The organism is Chryseobacterium sp. 27AL (assembly GCF_057815395.1).
Genome location: NZ_JBYRIW010000001.1, coordinates 1,011,159 through 1,036,363, shown reverse-complemented (window position 1 = coordinate 1,036,363; position 25,205 = coordinate 1,011,159). Strand labels below are relative to the sequence as shown.

The 25,205-nt window shown below is 35.9% G+C and carries 27 protein-coding genes; 16 read left to right on the top strand and 11 right to left on the bottom strand.

From position 1 onward, the window contains the following. Position 1: 1 nt before the first annotated feature. From AC3WV0_RS04570 to apaG, 6 genes are all read left to right on the top strand, one after another. Positions 2 to 1,408 carry a glycogen synthase gene (locus AC3WV0_RS04570; RefSeq protein WP_488844371.1) on the top strand — a complete coding sequence of 469 codons (1,407 nt, stop codon included), beginning with the start codon at positions 2 to 4 and terminating at the stop codon, positions 1,406 to 1,408. Positions 1,409 to 1,436: 28 nt separating this feature from the next. Continuing rightward, a complete protein-coding gene (locus AC3WV0_RS04565; RefSeq protein WP_488844369.1) occupies positions 1,437 to 2,705 on the top strand; it encodes a glucose-1-phosphate adenylyltransferase in 1,269 nt (422 codons plus the stop codon). A 158-nt stretch (positions 2,706 to 2,863) separates the two neighbouring features. Next, positions 2,864 to 3,904, top strand: a complete 1,041-nt coding sequence (locus tag AC3WV0_RS04560; RefSeq protein ID WP_488844367.1) for an SRPBCC domain-containing protein — start codon at positions 2,864 to 2,866, stop codon at positions 3,902 to 3,904. A 123-nt stretch (positions 3,905 to 4,027) separates the two neighbouring features. Beyond that, positions 4,028 to 6,844, top strand: coding sequence for a 2-oxoglutarate dehydrogenase E1 component (locus AC3WV0_RS04555; protein ID WP_488844365.1), 2,817 nt, complete (start codon positions 4,028 to 4,030; stop codon positions 6,842 to 6,844). Positions 6,845 to 6,947: 103 nt separating this feature from the next. Continuing rightward, entirely contained in the window at positions 6,948 to 8,207 is a 1,260-nt protein-coding gene (gene odhB / locus AC3WV0_RS04550) for a 2-oxoglutarate dehydrogenase complex dihydrolipoyllysine-residue succinyltransferase (RefSeq protein ID WP_488844363.1), read from the top strand. Between the two features lie 80 nt (positions 8,208 to 8,287). Continuing rightward, positions 8,288 to 8,677: a Co2+/Mg2+ efflux protein ApaG gene (apaG, locus tag AC3WV0_RS04545; RefSeq protein WP_488844361.1), complete on the top strand. Its 390-nt coding sequence runs from the start codon at positions 8,288 to 8,290 to the stop codon at positions 8,675 to 8,677. On the opposite strand, the gene AC3WV0_RS04540 is transcribed toward apaG, so the two are convergent. Genes AC3WV0_RS04540 through AC3WV0_RS04525 form a run of 4 tightly spaced genes read right to left on the bottom strand, consistent with a single transcriptional unit; the run spans position 8,678 to position 11,704 of the window. Further along, on the bottom strand, positions 8,678 to 9,232 hold the full coding sequence (locus tag AC3WV0_RS04540) for a 3'-5' exonuclease (RefSeq protein WP_488844359.1): 555 nt from the start codon (positions 9,230 to 9,232) through the stop codon (positions 8,678 to 8,680). A gap of 4 nt (positions 9,233 to 9,236) precedes the next feature. After that, a complete protein-coding gene (locus tag AC3WV0_RS04535; protein ID WP_488844357.1) occupies positions 9,237 to 9,845 on the bottom strand; it encodes a hypothetical protein in 609 nt (202 codons plus the stop codon). After that, entirely contained in the window at positions 9,842 to 10,813 is a 972-nt protein-coding gene (locus tag AC3WV0_RS04530; protein ID WP_488844355.1) for a glycosyltransferase family 2 protein, read from the bottom strand. The genes AC3WV0_RS04535 and AC3WV0_RS04530 overlap by 4 nt, the downstream gene beginning before the upstream one ends. A 3-nt stretch (positions 10,814 to 10,816) precedes the next feature. Next, positions 10,817 to 11,704 (bottom strand): lysophospholipid acyltransferase family protein, encoded by an 888-nt coding sequence (locus AC3WV0_RS04525; RefSeq protein ID WP_488844353.1) that lies wholly within the window; start codon positions 11,702 to 11,704, stop codon positions 10,817 to 10,819. 79 nt (positions 11,705 to 11,783) lie between these two features. Here AC3WV0_RS04525 and AC3WV0_RS04520 point away from each other — a divergent pair, with 79 nt between their 5' ends. Beyond that, positions 11,784 to 12,353, top strand: a complete 570-nt coding sequence (locus AC3WV0_RS04520; protein ID WP_488844351.1) for a thioredoxin family protein — start codon at positions 11,784 to 11,786, stop codon at positions 12,351 to 12,353. 84 nt (positions 12,354 to 12,437) lie between these two features. Here the strand turns inward: AC3WV0_RS04520 and rplI are convergent, their stop codons facing one another. From rplI to AC3WV0_RS04495, 5 genes are all read right to left on the bottom strand, one after another. Continuing rightward, a complete protein-coding gene (gene rplI / locus AC3WV0_RS04515) occupies positions 12,438 to 12,938 on the bottom strand; it encodes a 50S ribosomal protein L9 (RefSeq protein WP_090000769.1) in 501 nt (166 codons plus the stop codon). A 157-nt stretch (positions 12,939 to 13,095) separates the two neighbouring features. Next, positions 13,096 to 13,398 carry a 30S ribosomal protein S18 gene (gene rpsR, locus AC3WV0_RS04510; protein ID WP_002979091.1) on the bottom strand — a complete coding sequence of 101 codons (303 nt, stop codon included), beginning with the start codon at positions 13,396 to 13,398 and terminating at the stop codon, positions 13,096 to 13,098. 32 nt (positions 13,399 to 13,430) lie between these two features. Further along, positions 13,431 to 13,772 carry a 30S ribosomal protein S6 gene (gene rpsF / locus AC3WV0_RS04505; RefSeq protein ID WP_488844348.1) on the bottom strand — a complete coding sequence of 114 codons (342 nt, stop codon included), beginning with the start codon at positions 13,770 to 13,772 and terminating at the stop codon, positions 13,431 to 13,433. A 262-nt stretch (positions 13,773 to 14,034) separates the two neighbouring features. After that, positions 14,035 to 15,348, bottom strand: coding sequence for a dihydrolipoamide acetyltransferase family protein (locus AC3WV0_RS04500; RefSeq protein ID WP_488844346.1), 1,314 nt, complete (start codon positions 15,346 to 15,348; stop codon positions 14,035 to 14,037). Between the two features lie 63 nt (positions 15,349 to 15,411). Continuing rightward, positions 15,412 to 16,239: an SAM hydrolase/SAM-dependent halogenase family protein gene (locus AC3WV0_RS04495; protein ID WP_090000772.1), complete on the bottom strand. Its 828-nt coding sequence runs from the start codon at positions 16,237 to 16,239 to the stop codon at positions 15,412 to 15,414. Positions 16,240 to 16,374: 135 nt separating this feature from the next. Between AC3WV0_RS04495 and AC3WV0_RS04490 the strand changes: the two genes are divergently transcribed. The 6 genes from AC3WV0_RS04490 to AC3WV0_RS04465 all read left to right on the top strand — a co-directional run bounded on the left by AC3WV0_RS04490 (position 16,375) and on the right by AC3WV0_RS04465 (position 20,997). Beyond that, positions 16,375 to 17,334, top strand: coding sequence for a PhoH family protein (locus AC3WV0_RS04490; protein ID WP_312901128.1), 960 nt, complete (start codon positions 16,375 to 16,377; stop codon positions 17,332 to 17,334). A 128-nt stretch (positions 17,335 to 17,462) separates the two neighbouring features. After that, complete coding sequence (locus tag AC3WV0_RS04485; RefSeq protein WP_488844343.1) at positions 17,463 to 18,137, top strand: porin family protein; 675 nt, start codon at positions 17,463 to 17,465, stop codon at positions 18,135 to 18,137. A 120-nt stretch (positions 18,138 to 18,257) separates the two neighbouring features. Further along, positions 18,258 to 18,761 carry a hypothetical protein gene (locus AC3WV0_RS04480; RefSeq protein ID WP_488844342.1) on the top strand — a complete coding sequence of 168 codons (504 nt, stop codon included), beginning with the start codon at positions 18,258 to 18,260 and terminating at the stop codon, positions 18,759 to 18,761. Between the two features lie 210 nt (positions 18,762 to 18,971). Next, positions 18,972 to 19,589: an outer membrane beta-barrel protein gene (locus tag AC3WV0_RS04475; RefSeq protein ID WP_488844340.1), complete on the top strand. Its 618-nt coding sequence runs from the start codon at positions 18,972 to 18,974 to the stop codon at positions 19,587 to 19,589. A 79-nt stretch (positions 19,590 to 19,668) separates the two neighbouring features. After that, on the top strand, positions 19,669 to 20,331 hold the full coding sequence (locus AC3WV0_RS04470; RefSeq protein WP_488844338.1) for an outer membrane beta-barrel protein: 663 nt from the start codon (positions 19,669 to 19,671) through the stop codon (positions 20,329 to 20,331). A gap of 30 nt (positions 20,332 to 20,361) precedes the next feature. Beyond that, on the top strand, positions 20,362 to 20,997 hold the full coding sequence (locus AC3WV0_RS04465; RefSeq protein WP_488844336.1) for an OmpW family outer membrane protein: 636 nt from the start codon (positions 20,362 to 20,364) through the stop codon (positions 20,995 to 20,997). Positions 20,998 to 21,089: 92 nt separating this feature from the next. Here the strand turns inward: AC3WV0_RS04465 and AC3WV0_RS04460 are convergent, their stop codons facing one another. Both AC3WV0_RS04460 and ffh read right to left on the bottom strand, forming a co-directional pair. After that, positions 21,090 to 21,368, bottom strand: a complete 279-nt coding sequence (locus tag AC3WV0_RS04460; protein ID WP_090000779.1) for a TM2 domain-containing protein — start codon at positions 21,366 to 21,368, stop codon at positions 21,090 to 21,092. Between the two features lie 29 nt (positions 21,369 to 21,397). Next, positions 21,398 to 22,759: a signal recognition particle protein gene (gene ffh, locus AC3WV0_RS04455; protein WP_488844334.1), complete on the bottom strand. Its 1,362-nt coding sequence runs from the start codon at positions 22,757 to 22,759 to the stop codon at positions 21,398 to 21,400. Positions 22,760 to 23,218: 459 nt separating this feature from the next. Here ffh and atpB point away from each other — a divergent pair, with 459 nt between their 5' ends. The 3 genes from atpB (at position 23,219) to AC3WV0_RS04440 (ending at position 25,203) form a co-directional block, all read left to right on the top strand. Then, the gene (gene atpB, locus AC3WV0_RS04450; protein ID WP_488844332.1) at positions 23,219 to 24,337 is read left to right on the top strand and encodes a F0F1 ATP synthase subunit A; all 1,119 of its coding nucleotides are present in this window, start codon (positions 23,219 to 23,221) and stop codon (positions 24,335 to 24,337) included. A gap of 49 nt (positions 24,338 to 24,386) precedes the next feature. Next, the gene (locus AC3WV0_RS04445; protein ID WP_056031560.1) at positions 24,387 to 24,605 is read left to right on the top strand and encodes an ATP synthase F0 subunit C; all 219 of its coding nucleotides are present in this window, start codon (positions 24,387 to 24,389) and stop codon (positions 24,603 to 24,605) included. A 103-nt stretch (positions 24,606 to 24,708) separates the two neighbouring features. Further along, on the top strand, positions 24,709 to 25,203 hold the full coding sequence (locus AC3WV0_RS04440; RefSeq protein WP_090000783.1) for a F0F1 ATP synthase subunit B: 495 nt from the start codon (positions 24,709 to 24,711) through the stop codon (positions 25,201 to 25,203). The last annotated feature ends 2 nt before the right edge of the window (positions 25,204 to 25,205 follow it).

Sequence of the window (25,205 nt, the reverse complement as noted above, 5' to 3'; positions counted from 1 at the left end):
AATGATAATTTACCATCTAAGTACGGAATGCTATCCCGTGGCAAAAGTAGGAGGTCTGGCGGATGTAGTAGGCGCTTTGCCGAAGTATCAGAACAAAATTAAAGATATTGATGCGAAGGTTGTTATGCCCTGGTATAACAAATCTTTTGTGTATGATCATGAGTTTGACATAGTTTTTGATGGCTTTATACACCAGGGTGGAAATATGCTTCAGGTACAGGTTTTGAAGGAAAAATCCAATGTTTTAGGATTTGAATTGTACATGGTAAAAATCCCGGGACTTTTAGACAGAGATAATCCTTACGGATATCAGGATGAAAATTTTCAGTTCATTGCTTTCCAGCATGGTGTGCTGCATTGGTTGAGTGCCATGGAAATCCGTCCGGACATTTTACACTGTCATGATTATCATACAGGACTGGTTCCTTTCATGATCGAACATTGTCCTGAATTTTCTTTCCTTAAAGGCGTAAAAACCGTAGGCACGATCCATAACGGAGAATATCAGGGAATGATGAGCTGGGAAATGGCCAGATATCTTCCTTCTTTTGATCAGTATAAATGGGGATTGCTTGACTGGAATGGGCTAATAAATCCACTTGCGAGTATGATCAAATGCGCCAGTGCATTTACAACAGTTTCGCAAGGATATCTTGAAGAGCTTTATGTAAGCTTCAGAGGCCTGGAAAGTCTTGTAAGAGATGAATTTGGAAAAGCATATGGCATTATCAACGGGATTGATACAGAGGTTTGGAACCCTGAAACCGATCCGATGCTGGATTTTAATTTTAATGTTAAAAATGCCGTTGAACAAAAAAGGAAAAGTAAAGAGAAACTTTGCAAAGAATATGGCTTAAAGGCTGAGCTTCCTTTTTTTGCATTTATAGGAAGATTTGCCACCGAAAAAGGTGCAGATTTACTGCCGGATATTGTATGGAGAAGTATTAAGCAAAGCTACGGAGCTCTTAATATCATGATTTTAGGATCCGGAAATACTTATATTGAAAATAAGCTGAAAGAATATGATTATACCTACACCAATTTTGCTTTGGATTTAGGATATAAAGAACATCTTTCACATAAAATATACGCTTCGGCGGATTTTTTGCTGATGCCTTCAAGGGTTGAACCTTGCGGACTTAATCAGATGTATTCTATGAGGTACGGAACAGTTCCGATTGTGCGTTACACCGGAGGCCTGCGGGATACTGTTGCTGATATTTCTACAGGGGGAGCAGGAATCAATTTTACGTATGCCGGAGTAGATGATGTCATCCATGCAATGAACAGGGCATTAATGTTATATAATCAGAAAGATGTGATGGAAAATCTTATCCATGCTAATATGAATTTTGATTTTGCATGGGAAAAGTCTGCAGAAAAATATATAGCTTTATATAAGAATTAATAATAAGCATAAAAACGCAATATAATTTATGAAACGCAATGTAATTTCCATTGTTTTAGGAGGAGGTAGGGGAACGAGGCTGTTCCCGCTCACATATACAAGATCTAAACCTGCCGTACCCATTGCAGGGAAATACAGATTGGTAGATATTCCTATTTCAAACTGTCTCAATTCGGGATTAAATAAAATTCTTGTCTTAACGCAGTTTAATTCAGCATCTTTAAATTCACACATCAAAAACTCTTATCACTTTGATATTTTCAGCAAAGGATTTGTAGATATTCTGGCTGCAGAACAGAACGTTGAAAATGAGAATTGGTATCAGGGAACGGCTGATGCAGTACGCCAGTCGATGAAGCACCTGGAAAAATATGATTATGATTATATCTTAATTCTTTCAGGAGACCAGCTTTACCAGATGGATTTCAGGGAAATGCTGGATTTCCACATTCAGAAAGGTGGTGATGTCACTATCGCAACGATTCCTGTAAATGCCAAAGATGCAACAGGTTTCGGAATTTTAAGCTCCGATGATGAAGGAAATATTACCTCTTTCGTTGAAAAGCCGGGATATGATATGCTGGACGGCTTACAGTCTGAAGTTTCTGAAGAAAATAAAAAAGCTGGTAAAGAATATCTTGCTTCAATGGGAATTTATATTTTTACCAAAAGCATCCTGAAAAAAATGTTTGATGAAGGCGCAGGAGATGACTTCGGAAAAGATATTATCCCCAATTCTATCGGAAAATATACAACACTCAGCTACCAGTATGAAGGTTACTGGACAGATATCGGTACTATTGAATCTTTTTATGAAGCAAATATTGACCTTTGTCAGGATTTTCCGCAGTTTAATCTTTTCTCTTCTTCCCCAATTTATACCCGAGCGAGAATGTTGCCACCATCAAAAATTAACGGTTCTTACGTGAGTAAAGCGGTTTTTGGAGACGGATGCATCATTATGGCTGATAAAATTGAAAATTCAGTAATCGGAAACAGAACAAGAATTGATAAAGGAAGTACCATTGTGAATTCTTATGTCATGGGATCGGATTTTTACCAGGATACGACGGAAATTGTTATGAATGATGAAAAAGGCCAGCCTAATATGGGAATCGGAAAATACTGCTATATCGAAAAAGCAATTTTAGATAAAAACTGCTACATCGGCGATAACGTACGGATCATCGGAGGAAAACATCTTAACGACGGTGACTACGGAACGTACTCAGTTCAGGATGGAATTATTGTGGTTAAAAAAGGAGCTGTTCTTGCACCGGGAACTCATATTGGGTAAATACCGAATGTCTAAAGCTGGAAGAAGTTGTTGAAGTTTATTAAGATATTTGAAAATGAACTTTATCACCAGTTTTTTGATCTTCCATTTTTAAAATAAAATCAAAACAGAGTGATCATCATATTGGTCACTTTTGTTATTTTCTATACATTTGTACGATGCGTTTTTTTAAGATCATAGCCGTATTTATCGTTTTGCTGATTGGAGCTTATGCAGCTTCTATGTATTATTTTGTGGATGAAAGCAAAGATTTTAAAATAGAAAAGGAAATTAATTATCCTGTAGAAAAAGTTTTCAGTCAATTTAATAACCTGCAGAATTTCACCCGTTGGAATAATTTCTTTACAAGCTCCAAATCTATTGATATCGATTATTATACGCCGTATGAAGGGCAGGGAAGTTCCATCAGTTATACAGATCCTAAGAAGGATACGGACGGCGAAATGTTTCTTCGCTATGAAAACCCGAATAAAACGCTCAGATATCAGCTTTTTGAGGATAGAAATGAAAGTCCTACTTTGGTTGATGTTAAATTTAAAGCTGTTGCACCCGAAAAAACAAAAATTACCTGGATTGTACATACCCCAAAATTATCCGTTTTAAGACGTGTTGAAAATTTCTGGACGGAAGACAGATTTGCAGAAAATATCGACAAAAGTATGGGTAATCTCAACAATGTCTTAGGAAATAAAGTAGAGAAAGACAATCAGATGGCTGCGATAAAATATGACAGTTTAATGGTTGAAAATGAAGAAGAAAAACTTTTATTAGGTATCAACGTGAGTACTTCGAACAAGAAGGATGCTCTTTACAAAAATATTGTGATGAATTATAATAAAATTTATAATTATACAACAATGGATTTAGGCAAAAAAGACGATGAATTCGGATTTCCGGTTCTGATTACGGATGCCGACAATTATAAAGATAAAGAAGTGTCTTATTTTCTTGGAATTCCATTGTCTAAAAAGTTTGGACTTACCGATAATAATTTCAGTTTCAGGACACAAAGCCCTACACAGAATTACGTCATGTATTACAAAGGAAATTATGCCGGAAGAATAAAAGCAATCCAGCAGCTTATTCAGAAAGCTAAAAAGGACGAGATGCGTTTCGGAGATATCAGACAGACCTTTATAGAGCGCCCTGCGGAAGATCAGGATGTCAATATGAAGCTCTCATTATCAGTATTTAAGTAAATTCAAAATAATTATTTCTTTTATAGTTTTTTTAATAGTTGCGGGCTGTTCCAAGTCGGTTTTTTTTATTAAATTTGGGGTTTAATTCTATAAACAAATTTTAATAACAGATAAACTGTAATAATGGACAGATTTTCATTCCTAAACGCAGCTCATTCTCAATTAATTGAGGATTTATACCAACAGTACTTAAAATTTCCCGACTCTTTAGAACCATCATGGAAAGCCTTTTTTCAGGGCTTTGATTTTGCTTTGGAGAACTACGGAGACGATGATAATATTCAATACGTTCAAAATCCGGCAGTTTCAGCTCCTGTAGTACAGCAGGCAGCACAGGCAGCTTCAAACGGAGAAGTTCCTGAACACATAAAGAAAGAATTTAAGGTGGTAAACCTTATCGAAGCGTATAGAACGAGAGGTCATCTGTTTACAAAAACCAATCCTGTAAGAGAAAGAAGACATTATACTCCGACTTTAGACATCGAAAATTTCGGTTTGGATAAATCTGATCTGAATACAAAATTCAACTGCGCGGTTGAAACCGGAATGAAAGGTCCTGCAACATTACAGGAACTGATCACGCATCTGGAAAACATCTACTGTGATTCTATCGGGGTAGAGTATATGCACATCAACAACGTTGAGGAAAAAGACTTTATCAAGCAATGGCTTCAGGTTAATGAAAACCATCCAAGCCTTTCAGCGAACGAAAAAACTGAAATTTTATTAAAACTAAATCAGGCGGTAGCGTTTGAAAATTATCTTCATACAAAATTTGTTGGCCAGAAAAGATTCTCTCTGGAAGGTGGTGAAACATTGATTCCTGCTTTGGATCAGTTGATTTCAAGATCTTCACAGCTGGGTGTAGATGAGGTTGTTTTAGGAATGGCACACAGAGGAAGACTGAATGTGCTGACCAATATTTTCGGGAAATCGTACAAGCAGATTTTCTCAGAATTTGAAGGAAAAGAATTTGAAGAAGATGTATTCTCCGGTGATGTTAAATACCATTTAGGTTCATCTAAAAAGATTAAAACAGCATCAGGAGAAGAAGTTGCCATCAATTTAACCCCCAACCCATCTCACCTTGAAACGGTTGCTGCCCTTGTAGAAGGGATTTGCCGTGCAAAAGTGGATGATAAATACAAAGGAGATTATTCTAAAATTTTGCCGATCGTTATCCACGGTGACGGCGCTATTGCAGGACAGGGGATTGCTTATGAAGTAGCTCAGATGATGACTTTGGAAGGATACAGAACTGGAGGAACAGTTCATATTGTGGTAAATAACCAGGTTTCTTTCACAACGAACTATATGGATGCGAGATCTTCCACCTATTGTACAGATATCGCAAAAGTTACGGAATCTCCTGTAATGCATGTAAATGCTGATGATGCGGAAGCGGTTGTACATGCCATTCATTTTGCAGCAGACTTCAGAGCTAAGTTCGGTAAAGATGTATATATCGATTTGTTGGGATACAGAAAATACGGTCACAACGAAGGGGATGAGCCAAGATTCACGCAGCCGAACCTTTATAAAATCATTTCAAAACATCCGAATCCAAGAGAAATTTATAAAGATCAGTTGTTAAAAGATAGTGTAACTTCAAATGATGTTATCGCTAAAATGGAAACTGAATTCAAAGCATTGTTGGATAAAGATTTCGACGCATCCAAAGAAATTGAAAAGAATATAATGGATGTGTTTATGGCAGACGATTGGACCAACTATCCGATTGCTAAAAGAGGAGCCGTTCAGGAACCGGTTGATACAAAATATGATCTGGAAAAGCTGAAGGAACTGGCTATAAAAATGTCTACTCTTCCTGCTGATAAAAAGTTTTTAAATAAAATTACAAGACTTTTCGAGAACAGAATTAAAGCGATTGAAGGAAACTCATTAGACTGGGCTCTTGGAGAATGGCTGGCTTACGCAACGCTTTTGGTTGAAGGCCACAATGTAAGAATTTCCGGTGAGGATGTAGAAAGGGGAACTTTCTCGCACCGACATGCCGTTGTGAAAACTGAAGATACGGAAGAAGAATATATCCCGCTAAGACACGTTTCAGAAAGCAGATTTGATGTTTACAATTCTCACCTTTCAGAATATGGTGTTCTTGGATTCGATTATGGATATGCTATGGCTTCTCCTAATACATTGACGATTTGGGAGGCTCAGTTCGGAGATTTCGTAAACGGAGCTCAAATTATTGTAGATCAATATCTGGCAGCTGCAGAAGAAAAATGGAAAATTCAGGACGGGCTAGTAATGTTATTACCTCACGGTTCAGAAGGACAAGGGGCAGAGCACTCTTCCGCAAGACTCGAGAGATTCTTAACACTTTGTGCTAATGAAAATATGGTCGTGGCAAACATCACCTCTCCGGCAAACTATTTCCATTTATTAAGAAGACAATTGAAGTGGTCATTCAGGAAACCTTTGATTGTTATGAGCCCGAAATCACTATTAAGACATCCAAGAGTCGTTTCTCCTTTAGAAGATTTTGCAACAGGAAGCTTCCAGCCGATCTTAGATGATACGACTGCAGATCCTAAGAAAATTGAAAAATTAGTTCTTTGCTCAGGTAAACTATATTTCGAATTATTGGCTAAAAAAGAAGAATTAAATGCTGATAACATTGCCTTGGTAAGATTTGAGCAGTTATATCCTCTTCAGACAGATGCGATCGAAGCAATCTTCAGTAAATATGAAAATAAAAAAGAGATTGTTTGGGCTCAGGAAGAACCTGAAAATATGGGTGCATGGTCTTACATCTTAAGAAACTTCAGAGATACAGGAATTCAGGTAATTGCTCCTGTTCCAAGTGGTGCTCCGGCTCCGGGGAGTCACAAAATGTTTGAGAAAAACCAAAACGCAGTAATCAACAGGGTATTCGACAGAGATGATGCTCCTGTAAAAAGACCGGTAACCGCTTAAATTTAAATAGAAGTTAGATATTAGAAGTTAGAAATGATTCTTTATTCTTTTATCCATTTTCTTAAGTCTTAAAAATAAAAATTAAAAAAATAAAAAATACGATATGTCAGTTTTAGAAATGAAAGTTCCTTCACCGGGCGAATCAATTACGGAAGTTGAAATTGCAACTTGGCTTGTAAAAGATGGTGATTATGTAGAAAAAGATCAACCAATCGCTGAAGTAGATTCAGATAAAGCGACTCTTGAATTGCCTGCTGAACAAAGTGGTGTGATCACTTTAAAAGCTGAAGAAGGTGATGTAGTACAGGTAGGACAAGTGGTTTGTTTAATCGATATGGATGCTGCAAAACCTTCAGGAAGCTCTGCTCCTGCTGCTGAAGCTCCAAAACAGGAAGAAGCTCCGAAAGCGGCTGAACCGGCTAAACAAGAGGCTCCAAAACCTGCCGCTCAGCCAGCTGCTGCGACTCAAACATATGCAACAGGTGCTCCTTCTCCTGCAGCGAAAAAGATCCTTGACGAAAAAGGTATTGATGCCGGACAGGTTTCAGGAAGCGGAAGGGATGGAAGAATCACAAAATCTGACGCAGAATTGGCGGCTGTTCCTGCACTAGGAGGAAACCCGGTTACTGCTACTGGTTCAAGATCTACGACAACAACAAAACTTTCAGTTCTTAGAAGAAAAATCGCACAAAGATTGGTTTCTGTAAAAAATGAAACAGCGATGCTAACGACTTTCAATGAGGTTGACATGTCTGAAATCTTTAGACTGAGAAAACAATATAAAGAAGAATTTGCTCAGAAACACGGTGTAGGGCTTGGTTTTATGTCTTTCTTCACAAAAGCGGTTACCAGAGCATTACAGATGTATCCGGATGTAAATGCATCGATCGACGGTGATTTTAAAGTAAACTATGATTTCTGTGATATTTCAATTGCGGTTTCAGGTCCTAAAGGATTAATGGTTCCTGTGTTGAGAAATGCTGAAAATATGTCTTTTGCAAGCGTTGAAGCAAATATTAAAGACTTAGCTACAAAAGTAAGAGACGGAAAAATTACTGTTGACGAAATGACAGGAGGTACGTTTACTATTACAAACGGTGGTACTTTCGGGTCTATGATGTCTACACCGATCATTAACCCTCCTCAATCTGCAATTTTAGGAATGCACAATATCATCCAGAGACCGGTAGCGGTTGACGGGCAGGTGGTAATTCGTCCGATGATGTATGTAGCGATGTCTTATGACCACAGAATTATCGACGGAAAAGAGTCTGTAGGGTTCTTGGTTGCGGTAAAAGAAGCCATCGACAACCCGGTAGGTATTCTAATGAATGGTGACGAAAGAAAAGGCTTAGGCTTATAATCTTAGAAAAGAATTATAGTATAAATTTTAATCTCGCCCCAAAAAGGCGAGATTTTTGTATATTTTTAGAAAATACCAAGATGATGTTTTCAAAAATGACCTCTAATATCAAAGTTTCAGTAATACCTGAATATGATAGCAAAAACAGTTATCCGTCTGAAAACAGGTACGTTTTCAAGTATAATATAACAATCGAAAATGACGGAAATTTCCCTATAAAAGTCCTTAAACGAAAATGGCTTATTTTCGATGTGGGATTTGGTTACACAGAAATTATAGGAGATGGTGTGATCGGGCTTACCCCTGAAATTTCCATTAATGAAAATTTTGCGTATTTTTCAAATGTGATGTTACGTTCCGGAGTAGGAAATATGAGTGGGAAATACCTAGTAAGAAACATGGAAACCCAGGAAAATTTTGAAATTGATATTCCTAAATTTAATTTATTATCGGAAGTTTTAAGCAACTAATTAAAGCTTTTTGATCTTAAGTTTCATATAGTCTGCAATTTCTTCATTTGTTGTAAGAAAGAGCTTTTCAAAAGCTAATAAAGATATTTTAGCACAAGCTTCTGCATCATCGCCTGCTCTGTGGTGATTAAAACTTAATTGATGGTATTCTGCCAAATGTTTTAATCCATATCTAGGTAAATAATTCCAAGATTTTTTTGCCAGTTGAATACTGCACAAATAATTAAGTTTCGGCGTAAACATTCCATAGTGATTAAGGCATCCTCGCAAAACTCCGGCATCAAAACCTGCATTGTGAGCAATCATTAAAGTGCCGTACATCATTTCTTCCACCTCATACCAGATTTCATCAAATGTTGGAGCATCTTTCACATCGTCAGGTAAAATTCCGTGAACATCAACATTAAAAGGACTGAAATAAGGAAAGCATGGCGGTTTGATAAGCCACGTCTTTGTTTCTACAATCTTAGAATCCTGTACAATACATACGCCCAGTTCACATGCGGAATTGCGCTCGTGAGTAGCCGTTTCAAAATCTATTGCACAAAAATCCATAATGCTACGTTGTTATTTTGAAAAATGTTGTATTCCTGTTGGTCGCCACTTTTGTTATATCGGTAATTACATCTTTAAATTTATCTTTTAAAGTATTAACATCAAAATGATCGTTATCAGTAATGGTAATAATGAAACTTTTAATGGCATTTTTCCTTTCAGGGGTATTAATCGTTTCTTTAAGGATACTGCCGTGTGTCACTTTTTCGCTGATATATTTATTAATATTTTCAACAGTATTTTTGTCAGCATTTTTATTTATTTCTATACGAAATCTTCCTCCATGAATTCCCTCCTGAAGTCTTACCAGGTAAACGGAACTTTTTTTAAAGCTTACTTTCCTCTTACGATCAATCTTTTCTGTAATATCCTTTAATGACATAACCTTTTTAGATACAGGCTTTTCTTTTTCCAGGTCAATATTATCTACAAGATCACGGAACGAATAAATTTCAATATTTACGACGTCCGAATCTTTTATATTTTCTGAACCTTTTTCTGTTATTGTACGGTAACTGTAGCTTTTATCAATTGTAGACCACACATTCTTTTGCGAAAATGAGTACTGGAAAATGAGCAAAAATAACAGCAGTGATATTGGAGTTGTTTTCATTTTAAAAAATGTTTAAAAATCAACCATTTAGATTGATAAAAGTTATGTTTTTGGTATTTCTGACGTCTTTTCCATGTCCCCGGAATTTGAGTGTAAAAAGCAAAATGTGCTTTTCCTACAGCCCAAAAATGTGATATTCCATATTTGTAGCCAAAATATACAGCTGCTAATCCGTCCAGGACAAGTCTGGCAAATATAACGGCAATCATATTCGGGAAGGGCATATTTTTTAAGAGCATAGAAAGATTATTCCGCATATTCAGAAAAGTCTTTTTTGCACTTTGCTTATTTAATGTTCCGCCACCCACATGATAAACTGTCGATTTTCCTGTATAAAAAATCTTTTTCCCGGAATTAATTAATCTCCAGCAAAGATCAATCTCTTCCTGATGGGCAAAAAATCGTTCATCAAAACCTTGTTGTTCCCAGAAATCTTTTGATCTGATAAACAGACAACATCCGGAGGCCCAGAAAATCTCCGTTTCATCATTGTATTGCCCATGATCTTCTTCTATATCATCAAAAATTCTCCCCCTGCAATACGGGTATCCTAAATTATCGATTAAACCACCGGCTGCACCCGCAAATTCAAAATAGTTTTTTTTGTCATAAGATAAAATTTTTGGCTGTACCGCAGATATTTCAGGATTTCTTTCAAATAGAGTCAGTACTGGTTCTACCCAATGTTCCGTAACTTCTACATCAGAATTGAGCAGACAATATATTTCACTTTGAATATGTTTTAATCCTTCATTATAACCACCCGCAAAACCGTAGTTTTTATCATTTTTAATGATCTTTACCTGAGGGAAATTGTTCTGTAAAAAATCAATGGAATTATCTGTAGAAAGATTATCAACCACGTAAATATCATATTGCTCAGAAAACCGAACCACGCCTGGAAGAAATTTTTCAAGCCAGGATTTTCCGTTCCAGTTTAATATAACGACAGCTAATTTTTTCGGCATTTGCTATTCAATTTTTTCAGAATCAAAGTTTTTGATGGAATCCTGATATTTCCATTTTCTGTGTGACCAAAGATAATTATCTGGACGTTTATGAATCGTGTTTTCCAATAATTTATGGAATTTTTTTACCACTTCATGCTCTACAAATTTTTCTCCGTCAGGATAGATTCTGTGATAATTAACCTGGTAAAAACCACGCTTTACTTTTTTCATTTCACAATAGATGAATGCAAGATCCATTTTTGTCGCCAATCGGTCGTAGCCGGTAAATACGGGCGTTCTCTGGTTCAGGAAATTTAATCCGTATGTGATATGAGCAAAATGTGGCGTCTGGTCCGCAACAAACATGTAGGCGGAACTTCCGTCATTTTTAGACCGTACGATATTCAAGATAACTTCTTTAGCTTCCAGAGCTTCATTACCGAACTTGTTGCGTACATTTTTCATCTGGTTTTCCCAAAAATCACTGTTTACCTTTCTGTATACAGGATGGCAGTGATCCTGAGGAATTATGGTTGCCAGTGCATTGATCCATTCCCAATTAAAAACATGTCCGGCGAGCAATATAATATTTTTCCCTTCCGCTTTTGCCTCATGAAAAACTTCTTGATTGATGTGCTGCATTCTTACCCTTGACTCTGTTTCTGAGATGCTGAAGGATTTGATGGTTTCGACCAGATAATCTGAAAAATTGCGGTAGAACTTCTTTCTTATTTTATCAATTTCCTCATCTGATTTTTCAGGAAATGAATTCTTTAAATTATTCGTAATAACATTTTTACGATAGCCCACAATATAGCAGTTCAGAAAAAACATAATATCCGAAAAGATATATAAGATTTTCAGCGGAAGCTTGGAAATTAAGTATAATATTTTGATTAAAAAATTCATAAAACAGGCAAATTTACGGATAATAAAAATATGGTTGTATTTTTGCTTGCAAATAGTATTATTTTTTTAATTTTATATTATGAAAAAGTTATCATTAATAGGTTTTCTGGGATTAAGCGTTTTTGCTTTTTCTCAAAATATAAAGCCGGACGACGATAAGGTGAATACTGATAAAACATTATTGGTACAAACGGATCATTCAGAGCTGGATGCTAAAAAGAAAGCAGCGGAAGAAAAGGCAAAATTACCGAAGCCATATGATCCGAAGGCTGATGCTGAAAAAGATATTCAGAATCTTATTGCTAAAGCAAAAAAAGAGAAAAAGAATATAATGATCCAGGCTGGTGGAAACTGGTGTATTTGGTGTCTGAGGTTCAACCAGTTTGTACAGACGACACCTGAGCTGAAGAAGCTCGTTGATGCAAATTACGAATATTACCACTTAAACTATTCACCTGACAATAAGAATGAAAAGATTTTTGCCAAATACGGTAATCCTGGAGACAAATTCGGGTATCCTGTGTTCATTATTCTGGATAAAAATGGTAAGATGATCCATGTTCAGCAAAGCGACGTATTGGAAGAAGGAAAGGGGTACAGTCTTGAGAAAACAAAAGAGTTTTTTAAACAATGGGCTCCAAAGTCATAAATTTGATTTGAAAATTTTCTTTATTAAGTAAAACAAAAACCACTTCAATTTGAAGTGGTTTATATTTTGTAAAAGTCTTGTAAATTAAGCTTCTTCAGATTTAGCTTCTTCCTTTTTAGCAGGAGCAGCTTCTACCGGAGCATCAGATACGATATCGAATTCGAAATTGTATTCTACATTTCTGTGTAATCTGATGTTAGCAGTTACTTTACCAGTTCTCTTGATTGTATTTCCTGGGATTTTGATGTATTTTTTCTCTACAGAAACACCAGCTTTTTCAAGAGCAGCAGAAAGATCTGCATTGTTGATAGATCCGAATAATTTATCACCAGAACCAACTTTTGCAGGAATAGTGATCGAAGTTTTCTTTAATTGATCAACGACAGCGTTTGCAGCAGCGATTAATTTAGCTTCTTCTTCTTTTCTAGCTTCTAAAGTAGCTTCAAGAGCCGCTTTGTTTTTTGGTGTAGCTAAAAGCGCATATCCCTGAGGGATAAGGAAGTTTCTTGCATAACCAGGCTTTACGCTTACTGTGTCGAATTCAAGACCTAAATTTTCTACGTCTTTTTTTAGGATAATGTCCATTGTTGTTGTCCTTTTTTTAGATGTTAGAAGTGAGATATTAGAAATTAGACTTAATGTCTTTTGTCTGAGATCTGAAATCTAAAATCAAGTTAGAATTAATTATTTATTCAGCAACAAAAAGCCAAAAGCTAACGCTAATGGCTAATTGCAATTTTTTTTATTTCAATAAATCAGCTACGTATGGTAGTAACGCAAGGTGTCTTGCTCTTTTGATCGCAGCAGAAACTTTTCTTTGATATTTTAAAGAAGTTCCAGTGTATCTTCTTGGTAAGATTTTACCTTGTTCGTTTACGAACTGTAATAAGAAATCAGCATCTTTATAGTCAACGTGCTTAATTCCGTATTTTTTGAATCTACAATATTTCTTTTCAGATTTTGTATTGATATCAAGCGGAGTAAGGAATTTTACTTCTGATTCTCCTCCAGCAGAGGCTTGTTTAGCCATTTCATCTATTGCCATGTCTTGTCTTTTTTAAAAAATAGGGTTAATAATTAAGCTTTAGCTGCTTTTACTTTTGCTCTTCTTGTTACAGCGTAGTCGACAGCGTGTTTGTCTAGTTTTGTAGTCAGGTAACGGATTACTCTTTCGTCACGCTTGAATGCTAATTCTAAATCAGCAACTACAGAACCTTCACCTTTAAATTCGATTAAAGTGTAGAATCCGTTCTTTTTCAATTGGATTGGGTAAGCTAATTTTTTTAATCCCCAGTTTTCTTTAGCAACGATTTCGCAGTTCTTGTCTTTAATAAGATCTTCGAATTTTTTCACTGCTTCCTCCACCTGTGCGTCAGATAGAACGGGAGTTAAAATGAAAACAGTTTCGTAATTGTTCATAATGTAAATAAATTTGTTAATTATTTCGAGGTGCAAAAGTATTTAAATTATTTGTAATATGCAAGAGATTATAAAAGTTAATGAATATTATTGATAAATACATAAAAGTATTGTTATAAGATATTTTATTTAAATAAAAACCTCCGGATTTCCGAAGGTTTTTGTATTGATGAGATGTTTCGACAAGCTCAACATGACAATTGCATTATAACTTATCTTTATTATTAACTGGTAGTAATTACTTATTACCCATTCTCATTACTTATATTTCAGTGTTCAGATCCCAGTTTTCAAGGTAGTCGTGAACATGTTTCAGCATCATTCCGCCTAAAGAACCATCAACAACTCTGTGGTCATACGAATGCGACATAAACATCAGGTTTCTGATCGCAATTACATCTCCATCAGGGGTTTCTAGAACGGCAGGCTTTTTAACGATGGCTCCAATAGCCAGAATTGCAACCTGAGGCTGAGGAATGATCGGCGTTCCCATAAGATTTCCGAAGCTTCCAACATTAGAGATCGTATATGTGGCGCCCTGCGTATCTTCAGGTCTTAATTTTTTATTTCTCGCTCTGTAGGCCAGGTCGTTGATCGCTTTCGCCAATCCTGAAAGAGACAGCTGGTCTGCATTTTTAATCACAGGAACAATAAGATTTCCGTCCGGAAGAGCAGTAGCCATACCGATGTTGATGTTTTTCTTTTTAATGATGTTTTCACCATTTATAGAAACATTGATCATTGGGAAGTCCTGAATTGCTTTTACCACAGCTCTTACGAAAATCGGCATGAAAGTAAGCTTTTCACCTTCACGTTTTTCGAAAACAGCTTTATTTTTATTTCTCCATTTTACAACGTTGGTAACGTCAGTTTCGATGAAAGAAGTAACGTGAGGAGCAATCTGCTTGGCTTTCACCATGTTTTCGGCGATGATTTTTCTCATTCTGTCCATCGGGATGATCTCGTCGCCTGCAGCAGCTGTAATGGTAGCAGCCGGAGCTGAACTTACAGATGATTGTGGAGCAGAAGGAGCCTGTTGTACAGGAGCGGCCTGTGGAGCCGGCTGGTTTCCTCTGTTTTTAACGTATGCTAAAATATCTTCTTTGGTAATTCTTCCTTCTAAACCGCTTCCTTTGATGGATTTCAGTTCGGCTTCAGAAATATTTTCCTGTTGTGCAATTGATTTTACAAGCGGAGAAAGATAAAGATCTCCCGAAAACTCTGTAGAAGCAGATACTTTTAACGGTTCTTCTATTGTTTGTAAAGTTTCCGCGTCCGGAACAGAAGCAGGAGTTTCTGTGGTTGTTTCTTCAGAAGCAGGAGCACTTCCTTCTCCCTCAATTTCTAAAATAGCAATAGCTTCGCCTACCTTTGCAACTTCGTCTTTCTGTTTTAAAATCTTTACGATTTTCCCCGAAACTGGTGTCGGAACGTCTGAATCTACTTTGTCAGTTGCAATCTCCACTACGGAATCATCTTCTTTCACATGATCTCCTTCACTGAATAACCAGGTGATAATGGTGGCTTCCATCACACCTTCTCCCATGGAAGGAAGCAATAATTTGTACTCTGCCATTTTTATTTTTTAGATTTTGACAAATATATAAAAAAAATCGATTTTTTTATGAAATATTAAATTTTAGAAAAATTCGATGTAAATATTCTCTCCGACATTAAGTCCAAACAAAGACTTGGCGCCGTTCTTCTTGCTTCCCTTGTAAATCGTTAATTCCAAAAGCTGGCTATCATTGAAAATTGCTGCAGATTGCCCGTGGAATTCGGTTTCCCTTTCCCAGTCCGAAACGACTTCCGTGTGGCTAAGGAATATGCGTGAAAGACTCAGATTTCTGAATTTTATCGTGAAATTTTCGTATCCTTTACCGGAACTTTCAAAAAAATCTTTACTGATATTTGATATTATATTTCCGAAATTATCAATATAGGTTACCTCGCCGATAATCATTTTTTCAGAATCATTAAAAACAGGTTTCGGGAATAAAAGCTGCTTGGCTGTATCAATTTTTCTTCCGATCACCTCGGGAAGCCCGCCATTGGCCAAATGTACTGCAGCCGGAACAAAAACGTCGGTTGAAGTAAAGTTGACGATGTCATCGAATCTGTTATTAAGCGTTATTTCGTAGATGGCTTCCGGTTTTATATCGAAAAATATAAGACTCAAAAGTCCGTTGTCGGCAGCAATAAAGTAATGGCCGTCGGCTTTACACACGATATTTTTTCTTGATTTGTTGTGAAAACTATCGACGGAAAGTATGTGGACAGAATTTTTCGGGAAATGTTTGTAGGCATTCCTGACAATATAGGAGGTCTGTACCAGATTAAAGGCCTGAATGTCGTGGGTAATATCAATAATATTAACTTTCTGATTCAGAGAAAGTATACTGCCTTTTACAGCGGCAACCCTGTAATCCAAATTTCCGAAATCTGAAGTAAGTGTAATAATTGACATTGATTGTTTATAGAATAGTAGAAATGCAAATTTATTTAAAATAAAAAGAATGCCCGAATGATTGTGGAAAAGAATTTGATATAAATTTCCAAAAAAAGCTTTACATTTAAATTCTAAAATTAATAAAGATACTGCATGTTTGAATTAACATATGATTTGGAGGATATCGATGCGAAAATCTTCTATGGAGTTAATAACCAATATTTCAATTTAATAAAGTCTACTTTTCCTACACTTAAAATCACGGGTAGAGATCATTATATTTTTGCAATGGGCAACCAGGAAGCGCTTGATATTTTTAAGCTAAAACTGGATGATATTGTAAAATATATCTCAAAAAATAATTCTATCGATCTTAAAGACGTTGAAAATATCCTGAATATTAAGGATGAAAATGAGAAACAGCTTGTTTTTGATCAGGATATCATTGTAAAAGGGGTAAATGGTAAAATTATTAAAGCTAAAACCACCAATCTTAAAAAATTAGTAAAGGAAACTGAGAAAAAGGACATGGTTTTTGCAATCGGACCTGCGGGAACAGGAAAAACATATACGAGTGTTGCTCTTGCTGCAAAAGCACTAAGGGATAAAACTGTAAAAAGAATAGTACTCACAAGACCTGCTGTGGAAGCAGGGGAGAGCCTTGGTTTCTTGCCTGGAGATCTTAAAGAAAAGCTGGATCCTTATTTACAGCCTCTATATGATGCACTCCGTGATATGATTCCCCACGAAAAGCTGGAAGGATTTATTGAGAAAAAAGTGATTGAAGTTGCGCCGCTTGCTTTTATGAGAGGAAGAACGCTGGATGATGCTTTTGTTATTCTGGATGAAGCTCAGAACACCACCCATTCACAGATGAAGATGTTTTTAACCAGGATGGGGATGAATGCAAAATTCATCATTACGGGTGATCCCAGCCAGGTCGATCTTCCGCCTAAACAGCAATCAGGGTTGAAAGAAGCTATGAGGATTCTGAAAGGGGTAAAGGAAATTGGTTTTGTACATCTTACGGAAGAAGATGTAGTAAGACATCCGGTGGTTAAAAAGATTATCCTGGCTTATAATGATGAAGAGAAAAGACAGCGAAACGATTAAGTTTTATATATTAATAAAAATCAGGATAGAATAATTCTGATTTTTATTAAAAATAAACAAATAAGGTTTGGTATTTAAAAAAAAATATTATTTTTGCCGTCAATAATTTTAAAAAAACTATTAACGAAATGAAGAAATTTCTACTATTGGCAGCAGTTGCTGTTATGGGAATGAGCGCTAACGCTCAGGAGTTCAGATTCGGACCTAAAGCAGGTTACTCATTATCAATGCTAAATGCAAAAGGAGATGGAGAATCTTATAAATTTGATTCAAAATCTACTTTCTATGCAGGAATATTAGCAGAATATAAAATCAGTGATAAATTTGCAGTACAGGGAGAAGTTTTATATTCTCCACTAGGAGGAAAGCAGGAAGAATCTGTATCTTATAACGAAATGGGTGTTACTGTTACAGGTACTGAAAAAACAGATTGGAAATTTGGAACTGTGCAGATCCCTGTTAGTGCCAAATATTACGCTACTGAAAATTTAGCTTTCGGTTTAGGTCTTAATGTAGGTATTGTTACTTCAGCGAAAGTAGAAGCTACCGCTACATTGTCGGGATCAGCTATGGGACAATCTTTTTCTGAGTCGACAAGTTCTACTGAAGATGTGAAAGATGATGTAAACACATTAAATTTAGCTCCGTTTATTGGTGCTGAATACACGTTGGAGAATGGTTTATTCTTTGATGCAAGATATAATCTTGGTGTTTCTAATCTCATTAAGAACCCGGAAGGAAATGAAACTTTAAAAAACAGCTTCTTCCAAATTGGAGTTGGTTTCAAATTCGGAGGAAACTAAGAATTATTTCACAAAAGAGATCAAAGCGGTACAAAATTTGTACCGCTTTTTTCGTGGTTTCAGAGATACCACATTTCTGTTGCAGATAATTCAACAATTAAATATTTAAACTTATTAAAAATGAAAAAATTATTATTACTGGGTGCTTTTGCACTTTTGGGTGGTGTTGCACAGGCGCAGGAAGGTTTCAGACTTGGTGGTCATATCGGAGCTCCGCTTGGTGACGCTGCAGACGCTGCAAGTGTAACGATCGGTATTGATGCCGGTTATATGTGGAATATTACTAAAGGCCTTGATATTGGTGCTACAACAGGATATTCTCACTTTTTCGGAAAAAATAATGTAGATGATTTTGGTTTTGTGCCTATTGCGGTGTCAGGAAAATATACCTTTAATAAAGTTCCGCTTTTTGTAGGATTAGACTTGGGAGCAGCAATTTCGACGAAAAATTATATTAACAGCGGATTATATGTAGCACCAAGAGTTGGATATCAGATGAAAAACGTAGAATTATACTTAGGATTCCAGAATATTGGCAGTAAGTATAAAGAGCGTTACTGGCATGGTGACGATCGTTTTAATTTCGGAGCCATTAATTTCGGAGCCAATTTCTTCCTGAAATAAAATTTTTAAAAATCAACCATATTTAACTCCAATTGAAAAGTTGGAGTTTTTTTATTCAAATAATTGTGAAAAAATCAAAATCTATCTATTAATACGGATTATTGTTGTAAAATGCCAATAATAATCAATGATATTAATCACATTAACAAATTTTAATATTCACTGGTACCACTGTAAATTTGCTGCCAGAAAGTATTAAATTTTTAAAAAATGAAAAAAGTATTATTAGCAGGTGCTATTGCACTTTTCGGTTTATCTAATGCTCAGATCGCTAAAGGGACTACATATTTATCAGGACAGGTAAATTACTCTTCAACTCAGAATAACAATACTGATGCTAAAGACGAAAGCTTTACAATTACTCCTACTGTTGGATATTTCGTTGCAAATAATGTTGCTGTTGGACTAGGTGTTGGTTATGAAAACGGTTCAAGAACCAGAGTCAATGCTATAAACAGTTTAGAAACTAAAACATCAACTGATGCATTTGTAGTAGCTCCATTCGTAAGAAAATACTGGACTGTAGGCGAGAAGTTCTACATCTTCGGACAATTGGAAGTTCCAATGGCATTCGGTAAAGATAAAGTTGAATACAGCGGTACTGCTGCTCAGTTCAATAATGAATCTAAATTCACTTCAATCGGGGTAAATATAAAACCAGGTTTAGATTATTTCTTAAACAAAAACTGGTCTATTGAAGCTACGATCGGAGAATTCGGATACAATAACTTCAAATACAAAGATCTTGATAAAAGCACTGATGACTTCAACTTTGGATTAAACTTATCTTCAGTTACTTTCGGTGTTAAATATGTTTTTGCTAAATAATAAACAAAATATAAACTCTTAAAGTCCTAAGTTTTTTGCTTAGGGCTTTTCCACTTTTTAAATATTATAATTAAAAACCATGAAAAAATTATTACTGCCGATTGCTGTTGCATTTTTCGGGCTTTCTAACGCCCAGATTAAAACAGGTACTGTTTATCTATCAGGACAGGCAAGCTATTCTCAGGAAAAAGATAACAATACAGATAATAAAGATCAGAACTTCAGTGTTGTACCAACTGTTGGTGTTTTCATTGCTCCTAATCTGGCTGTCGGTACAGGAATAGGCTATGCCGGAAGCAGAGCAGATCATACAGATATTACTAATTTCGGTTCCGGTATTGAAACCCTGCAAACAACCATTAAAACAAATGCTTTTACGGCAAAACCATTTATCAGGAAATACTGGACACTTTCAGATAAATTATATATTTTTGGACAGCTTGAAGTTCCTATTGAAATTGGAAAACGTACAGCAGATTTACAATTGGATTATGTTGATATGAACGGGTATACATATTTTCAGACTATGAATATCGAACAGAAATATACTTCTTTCGGCGTAAATGTGAAGCCGGGATTAGATTATTTTATCAGTAAAAACTGGACGATTGAAGCAACCATCGGAGAGTTTGGCTATAACAACACAAAAATTAAAGATCAGGATAACGGAACTGATACATTCAATTTCGGGCTGAACTTATCTTCGGTAATGTTCGGAGTAAAATATGTTTTTGCTAAATAATTAATAATAAACTTTTATAAATAAAAAATCATGAAAAAACTATTACTAGCAGGTGCTGTTGCACTTTTCGGATTATCAAATGCCCAAATGACCAAAGGAGATTGGGTGATCAGTGGAAACACAGGTTTCGGATTTAATAATGTCAACACAACCGTGAAGGTAGAAGGTCAATCTGCTGACGGACCAAAAGTAAGCACTTTCTCAGTAACTCCTTCTGTAGGATATTTTGTAATTGATAAGTTAGCTGTAGGAATCGATTTGGGGCTTACAAGCGCTACAACAAAGTATGAAGGAACAAAGGCTACTACAACGAGTTTTTCGGTAATGCCTACTGCTACTTATTATTTTGCTAATGACAGCAAATTCGTTCCTTTCCTTGGTGCAGGTATCGGGTATGCATCTGTGAAAAATAAGGGAGAAATGAATTTTATGGGTATTTCTGCTTCAGACGAGAATACAACGGATGGTCTTGCATGGAAAGTAAAAGGTGGAGTTACTTATATGGCTACTCAGTCTTTAGGGGTGAACCTTGGTGTTTCTTACGATCAGTTCTCAAATAAAGAAACGATCATGAATACCGATGTTAAAACAAACGTAAAAACTTTCGGTGTAAATGTTGGTTTCTCTTATTTCATCAAAGCTAAAGCTCAGAAATCTGATAAATAAAAAAACTTTGTCAAAGATCTAAACTTTGACAAAGTCTTAAAAAAATCCGGCTCAAATTTATTTGAGCCGGATTTTATATTGTATTTAAAAATTTAAAACCATTCTTTTTGATTCTGAACATACGTTCTATCAAATTCTTCATCTGATTTTGTCAGATAAATAATTCCTTCAATCAAACCGATAAGCCCTCCAATCGTACCACATGTTACAATGCTTAGGATCAATTGAATGATTCCCGCTTTAGTATATCCTAAATAAAATTTGTGAATGGCTAATCCACCTAAAAGAATAGCAAGGATACCAGCTGCTACTTTTTTCTCTGATCTATAAGGCTGGTTATAATTACCTTGATTATTTCCGTACACTTCCATAAGAATATTTTTTTTGTCGTTTGGTGTTTTTATTTTCCGAACATTCCGCCCATTCCAGGCATATTCGGCATTTTGCTCATCATCTGCATCATTTGCTTACCCTGAGGCCCCTGCATCATCTTCATCATTTTACCCATCTGGTCGAATTGCTTCATCAGTTGGTTTACATCTTCAATTTTTCTTCCGGCACCTTTGGCAATTCTGTTTTTTCTCTGCGTATTGATGATAGAAGGTTTTCTTCTTTCTTCAGGAGTCATGGAGTAGATAATCGCTTCGATATGTTTGAATGCATCATCACTGATTTCTACATCTTTGATTGCTTTTCCAACACCAGGAATCATCCCCATCAAATCCTTCATGTTACCCATCTTTTTGATCTGGTTGATTTGTTTAAGGAAATCATCAAAACCAAACTCATTCTTAGCGATTTTCTTGTGAAGCTTTTTCGCTTCTTCTTCATCAAACTGCTCCTGAGCTCTTTCTACTAAGGAAACAACGTCTCCCATTCCCAAGATTCTATCAGCCATCCTTTCCGGGTAGAAAAGGTCTAAAGCTTCCATTTTCTCACCAGTCGAAATGAATTTGATTGGTTTTTCAACCACAGAACGGATCGTTAATGCAGCTCCACCACGGGTATCACCGTCTAATTTCGTTAGAACAACTCCATCAAAATTTAAAGCATCATTAAACGCTTTTGCTGTATTTACAGCATCCTGACCCGTCATCGAATCTACTACGAAAAGCGTTTCGTTAGGTGTAATAACAGAGTGAACTGTTTTAATTTCCTTCATCATCTGCTCATCAATCGCCAGACGGCCCGCTGTATCCACAATCACAACATCATGACCGTTGGATTTAGCAAAATTAATGGCGTTCTGAGAGATGCTTGAAGGATCCATAGAACCTTCTTCCGTAAAAACAGGAACCCCGATCTGTCCACCTAAAACTTTTAGCTGGTCGATCGCAGCAGGACGGTAAACGTCACATGCTACTAAAAGAGGTTTTTTATTTCTTTTTGTTTTTAAATAATTGGCAAGCTTTCCTGAGAAAGTGGTCTTACCTGAACCCTGAAGTCCGGCAATTAAAATCACAGATGGTTTTCCTGAAAGATTAATTCCCTCCTGAGAACCTCCCATTAAATCTACAAGTTCGTCGTGAACGATCTTCGTCATCAGCTGTCCCGGAGTAAGCGAGGTAAGAACATCCTGTCCCAGGGCTTTGTCCTGAACTCTTTTCGTAAGATCCTTTGCAACTTTATAATTAACATCGGCATCCACCAACGCTCTACGAATTTCTTTTACGGTTTCCGCTACATTGATTTCCGTGATTTTTCCACGTCCTGAAATATTGTGCAGCGCCTTGTCTAATTTATCCTGTAAACTATTAAACATATGTATTGTAAATTATAGTGTGCAAAAATAAGGAATTTTTTAGTATATATAATATATAAGGTGCAGAGATTTGTAACGGATCAGAATTATAGTACTATTTTTGCAAAATGAATTTTATAGACAGTTTAATGATCATCCTGCTAATTTTAATCCTGAATATTACTGTGTTTATACTTTTTAAAAAACGTATTTATGGTAAAGCAGATGCTGCCATGAAGTTTTTGTCACTGAATATTTCCAAAGATATTATCTGGCTTGCCGTTTCTTTGATGATCATAGAGAAAACAAGAGAAAATTTTCTATTTATAGTGATATGTTTTATAATCGCATCACTCCTTATATATATACCTGTAATAAAACTCATTAATAAATCCTGATTTTTTTGATGATAAAAATCAATTTTTAGTATTGGTAAAGTTTAATAAAATCGATATATTTGCACACGATTAAAAAAGAGATATGAATAGAAAGATTTCTTCATTGTTTTTCGCATTTTTATTTGTGTTTGTGAGCAGTTTAGCTATTGCTCAGCATACTTCTGAAGGCGAAGAGCCGGCAGAAAAAATAGAGCAGAAAGAAGACTTTAATGCTACTAAAATGATCATGGAACACATCGGTGATTCAAATGAATGGCATTTATGGACTACAAAAGATGATAATGGTGAAGAGCATCATGTTTCTGTTCCGCTTCCGATAATTATTAAAGATAATGAAGGGTGGCACACTTTCCTTTCAGGCAGCATTGCTCACGGTCATGAACATGACGGTTATACTTTAGAAGACGGACAGGTTGTTTCAACTAAAGGTATTGAAAAAGCAACACTTTTTTCAATAATCAGCGGAAAGCAAAAATCAAACGATGTATTTTTTGATCTTTCAATTACAAAGAATACAGCATCCATGTTTCTTTCAGTAATTTTCATGGCGGTAATTTTCATGGGAATGGCAAGAAACTATAAAAAATCTCAGTTGCCAAAAGGTGCAGGGAAATTATTAGAGCCTGTAATTGTATTTATAAGAGATGAAGTAGCTATTCCGAATATCGGATCAGTTAAATATAAAAGATATATGCCTTATTTATTGACAGCATTTTTCTTTATCTGGTTCAATAACTTATTCGGATTAATTCCTTTCTTTCCTTTTGGGGCAAACCTTACAGGTAATATTGCAATCACTGCAGTTTTAGCAATCATTACTTTATTAATTACATTATTTAGCGCTAATAAAGATTACTGGAAACATATCTTTATGCCACCTGTGCCAATCCTCTTGTATCCTATCATGGTTCCAATTGAGATTATCGGGATCTTTACAAAGCCTTTTGCTTTAATGATGCGACTTTTCGCTAACGTTACAGCAGGACACATTATGATTTTGGCGATTATTTCATTGATCTTCATTTTCAAATCTCCTTTCTTAGGATTTGCATCTGTGCCATTAGCGTTATTTGTTTCTGTATTGGAATTATTAGTAGCAGCACTACAAGCATATATCTTTACTGTATTATCCGCTTTATTTATCGGTATTGCAGTAGCAGAGCACGAGCATGAGCACGGTCACGAAGAGCACGCTCATTAATTAAAAGAAAATATTTAAAATAATTTTTAACTAATATAATTTATTTATTATGGACATGTCAACAGGAGCAGGTTTAGTTTACGTAGGAATCGGTTTAGCAGTACTAGGAGTAGGTCTTGGTATCGGAAAAATCGGAGGTCACGCAATGGATGCTATCGCTAGACAGCCTGAGCAAGCTGGTAAGATTCAGGGAGCAATGCTTATTGCTGCAGGTCTTATCGAAGGTGCTGGTCTTATCGCGATTATCTTTGGTGCTTTCATCAAGTAATCTATCCTCAAAAAAACATTCTTAGCAGTGAAGCGGTTGGCTGCTGCTAAGAGTTTTTTAAAACACAATCCATAAAATAACACGTAAAAAAGAATCTACAGATATGGGAATTATAGAACCTGGAATTGGACTTTTGTTTTGGATGACCCTTACTTTTGTTATCCTATTATTTCTTCTAGCAAAATTCGCTTGGAAACCAATTGTTAATGCTATTAACGACAGAGAAACTTCTATCGTTGATGCTCTTAACCAAGCTACCCTGGCAAGAAAAGAAATGGAAACTTTAAAAGAGGATAACGAGAGAATCATTCGTGAAGCAAAAATCGAAAGAGATGCTATCCTTAAAGAAGCAAGAGAAATTAAAGATAGAATCGTAGGGGAAGCTAAAGATGTTGCTAAAGCTGAAGGTGATAAAATGATCGAAGCTGCTAAACAAACGATCACTTCAGAGAAAAATGCTGCAATGGCAGATATTAAATCTCAGATCGGTACTTTATCAGTAAACATCGCTGAGTCTATCCTTAAGCAAAAGCTTGACAATACTGAGGCTCAAAACGAATTAGTTCAGAATTATTTAAACAAATCAAACCTTAACTAATA

Excerpts from the sequence above, each read along its gene's own strand:
- AC3WV0_RS04465 (WP_488844336.1), top strand. The coding sequence starts at position 20,362 with ATGAAAAAACTATTACTAGCAGGTGCTGTTGCACTTTTCGGATTATCA.
- AC3WV0_RS04565 (WP_488844369.1), top strand. The coding sequence starts at position 1,437 with ATGAAACGCAATGTAATTTCCATTGTTTTAGGAGGAGGTAGGGGAACG.
- AC3WV0_RS04530 (WP_488844355.1), bottom strand. The coding sequence starts at position 10,813 with ATGCCGAAAAAATTAGCTGTCGTTATATTAAACTGGAACGGAAAATCC.
- rpsF (WP_488844348.1), bottom strand. The coding sequence starts at position 13,772 with ATGAACAATTACGAAACTGTTTTCATTTTAACTCCCGTTCTATCTGAC.
- AC3WV0_RS04470 (WP_488844338.1), top strand. The coding sequence starts at position 19,669 with ATGAAAAAATTATTACTGCCGATTGCTGTTGCATTTTTCGGGCTTTCT.
- AC3WV0_RS04440 (WP_090000783.1), top strand. The coding sequence starts at position 24,709 with ATGGGAATTATAGAACCTGGAATTGGACTTTTGTTTTGGATGACCCTT.
- AC3WV0_RS04525 (WP_488844353.1), bottom strand. The coding sequence starts at position 11,704 with ATGAATTTTTTAATCAAAATATTATACTTAATTTCCAAGCTTCCGCTG.
- AC3WV0_RS04500 (WP_488844346.1), bottom strand. The coding sequence starts at position 15,348 with ATGGCAGAGTACAAATTATTGCTTCCTTCCATGGGAGAAGGTGTGATG.
- AC3WV0_RS04480 (WP_488844342.1), top strand. The coding sequence starts at position 18,258 with ATGAAAAAATTATTATTACTGGGTGCTTTTGCACTTTTGGGTGGTGTT.
- odhB (WP_488844363.1), top strand. The coding sequence starts at position 6,948 with ATGTCAGTTTTAGAAATGAAAGTTCCTTCACCGGGCGAATCAATTACG.
- ffh (WP_488844334.1), bottom strand. The coding sequence starts at position 22,759 with ATGTTTAATAGTTTACAGGATAAATTAGACAAGGCGCTGCACAATATT.
- rplI (WP_090000769.1), bottom strand. The coding sequence starts at position 12,938 with ATGGACATTATCCTAAAAAAAGACGTAGAAAATTTAGGTCTTGAATTC.
- AC3WV0_RS04495 (WP_090000772.1), bottom strand. The coding sequence starts at position 16,239 with ATGTCAATTATTACACTTACTTCAGATTTCGGAAATTTGGATTACAGG.
- AC3WV0_RS04535 (WP_488844357.1), bottom strand. The coding sequence starts at position 9,845 with ATGAAAACAACTCCAATATCACTGCTGTTATTTTTGCTCATTTTCCAG.
- AC3WV0_RS04560 (WP_488844367.1), top strand. The coding sequence starts at position 2,864 with ATGCGTTTTTTTAAGATCATAGCCGTATTTATCGTTTTGCTGATTGGA.
- AC3WV0_RS04475 (WP_488844340.1), top strand. The coding sequence starts at position 18,972 with ATGAAAAAAGTATTATTAGCAGGTGCTATTGCACTTTTCGGTTTATCT.
- AC3WV0_RS04445 (WP_056031560.1), top strand. The coding sequence starts at position 24,387 with ATGGACATGTCAACAGGAGCAGGTTTAGTTTACGTAGGAATCGGTTTA.
- AC3WV0_RS04570 (WP_488844371.1), top strand. The coding sequence starts at position 2 with ATGATAATTTACCATCTAAGTACGGAATGCTATCCCGTGGCAAAAGTA.
- AC3WV0_RS04490 (WP_312901128.1), top strand. The coding sequence starts at position 16,375 with ATGTTTGAATTAACATATGATTTGGAGGATATCGATGCGAAAATCTTC.
- AC3WV0_RS04460 (WP_090000779.1), bottom strand. The coding sequence starts at position 21,368 with ATGGAAGTGTACGGAAATAATCAAGGTAATTATAACCAGCCTTATAGA.
- AC3WV0_RS04555 (WP_488844365.1), top strand. The coding sequence starts at position 4,028 with ATGGACAGATTTTCATTCCTAAACGCAGCTCATTCTCAATTAATTGAG.
- rpsR (WP_002979091.1), bottom strand. The coding sequence starts at position 13,398 with ATGGCAATAGATGAAATGGCTAAACAAGCCTCTGCTGGAGGAGAATCA.
- AC3WV0_RS04485 (WP_488844343.1), top strand. The coding sequence starts at position 17,463 with ATGAAGAAATTTCTACTATTGGCAGCAGTTGCTGTTATGGGAATGAGC.
- AC3WV0_RS04540 (WP_488844359.1), bottom strand. The coding sequence starts at position 9,232 with ATGGATTTTTGTGCAATAGATTTTGAAACGGCTACTCACGAGCGCAAT.
- AC3WV0_RS04520 (WP_488844351.1), top strand. The coding sequence starts at position 11,784 with ATGAAAAAGTTATCATTAATAGGTTTTCTGGGATTAAGCGTTTTTGCT.
- atpB (WP_488844332.1), top strand. The coding sequence starts at position 23,219 with ATGAATAGAAAGATTTCTTCATTGTTTTTCGCATTTTTATTTGTGTTT.
- apaG (WP_488844361.1), top strand. The coding sequence starts at position 8,288 with ATGATGTTTTCAAAAATGACCTCTAATATCAAAGTTTCAGTAATACCT.